A 1,569-nucleotide genomic window follows, 5' to 3' on the forward strand; every position below is an offset into this window, starting at 1 on the left:
GGCGGCGCCGCCGTCGAGGTTGCGGGCTCCGGTGCCGGCGAACACGACCCGCCAGCCCTCCTCGCCGGGGCGCACGTGGGTGGCGAGCCGGTCACCGACCCAGCCGGTGAACGAGCCGTCGGGTTCGGCGATGATCACCCAGCCGAGGAGTTGGGCGTAGAACTCCGCGACGGGTTCGGGTCGGGGGGTGCTCAGCTCGACGCGGCGGAGACCGCGTGCGGGACTGTCGGTGGTACCGGGCACGGCGGTGGCTCCCCCTCGGGGCGGGCGGCGGGCGGCGGTCGGGCGTGGGTCGGGGCCGATCAGGAACGCGCCCCATCCTCCGCACCGGCCAGGCGTGGCGACAATGCGCCGTTCGGCGGCTGCGGTTGGGCCGACAGGACGTGCGCCAGGGGTTGTGGCCTGCCGAGGTGGAAGCCCTGTCCGACGCGCACGCCCAGCCGGGTGAGGGCTTCGACCTGCGCGGGCCGTTCGACCCACTCCGCGACGGCGGACAGGCCCAGGCCCTGGGCGATCTGCACGATCCCGGCGACGAGCACGGCGTCGGTGGAGCGTTCGTCGATGCCGCGCACGAACTCGCCGTCGATCTTGATGCCGGTGATGGGCAGGTGCTTGAGGTGGACGAACGAGCCGAACCCGGAGCCGAAGTCGTCCAGGGTGATGCGGCAGCCGAACGCGCGCAGCTGCAGTGCGAGGGCGCGGGCGGCGTCGAGGTTGGTGACGGCGGCGGTCTCGGTGATCTCCAGGCCGAGCCTGCCGGGGGCGACGCCGGCGGTGGCGAGCCGGTCCAGGACGAACCCGCCGAAGTCGGAGTCCTCCAGGGTGCGGCCGGAGATGTTGACGTTGAACCGCAGTTCGGGGTCGGGGTGGCGGACGAGGGTGTCGATGGCGGTGGACAGCACCCACCGGTCGATGTCCAGGACGAGGTCGGAGCGTTCGGCCTCGGGCAGGAACTCCGCCGGTCCCAGGTAGGGCTCCTGGCCGTCCTCCAGCCGCAGCAGCAGTTCGTGGCCGAGGGTCTTGCCGGTGGCCAGCTGCACCATCGGCATGGCGTGCAGGGCCAGGCCGCCGTGGTCGAGCGCGGCGCGCAGCCGGTCCAGGACGGACACGCGCTTGGCGGTGTCGGCGTAGTGGCCGGGTTCGTAGACGGTGACCCGGTTGCGGCCGGCGGCCTTGGAGGCGTAGAGGGCGAGGTCGGCGTTGGCCAGCACGAGCTCCCAGGTGTCACCGGGCCCGTACTCGGCCACGCCCCACCCGGCTCGGGCTGGTGACCGGTCCGGGAGGCGAGCTCGCCGTCTCCGACCTCGACGGAGGCCGCCTCACCGTGCTCGACGGCAAGGGCGGGACGCTCGTGGAAGCCGACGCGATCCCGGAGCGCGCCGTGGTCGAGTTCTCCGGCGACGGCCGTGCCGTCACCGCCCTGCACCGCGACTCGGTGTGGCTGTGGGACCTGACCGGCGGCCGGGAGCCGCTGTCGCTGCGCGCGCCGGGAACGGAGTTCAGCACGGCGCGCTACGAGCCCGCCGACGGCGAACTGCTGCTGCTGGAGTCGCGCGGCGGCGCGTTGTG

The 1,569-nt window shown here is 73.9% G+C and carries 2 protein-coding genes and 1 pseudogene; 1 reads left to right on the forward strand and 2 read right to left on the reverse strand.

The annotated features are described in order from the left end of the window. Both AB0G02_RS39445 and AB0G02_RS39450 read right to left on the reverse strand, forming a co-directional pair. Positions 1 to 243, reverse strand: a pseudogene (locus tag AB0G02_RS39445) (hypothetical protein); the annotation flags it as partial. A gap of 59 nt (positions 244 to 302) precedes the next feature. Then, positions 303 to 1,247: a bifunctional diguanylate cyclase/phosphodiesterase gene (locus AB0G02_RS39450; protein ID WP_360805403.1), complete on the reverse strand. Its 945-nt coding sequence runs from the start codon at positions 1,245 to 1,247 to the stop codon at positions 303 to 305. Between the two features lie 20 nt (positions 1,248 to 1,267). Between AB0G02_RS39450 and AB0G02_RS39455 the strand changes: the two genes are divergently transcribed. Next, on the forward strand, positions 1,268 to 1,569 hold a 302-nt coding region (locus AB0G02_RS39455; RefSeq protein WP_360805406.1), incomplete at its 3' end, for a hypothetical protein.

It is taken from the genome of Actinosynnema sp. NPDC023658, from assembly GCF_040639995.1.
Lineage (GTDB): Bacteria > Actinomycetota > Actinomycetes > Mycobacteriales > Pseudonocardiaceae > Actinosynnema.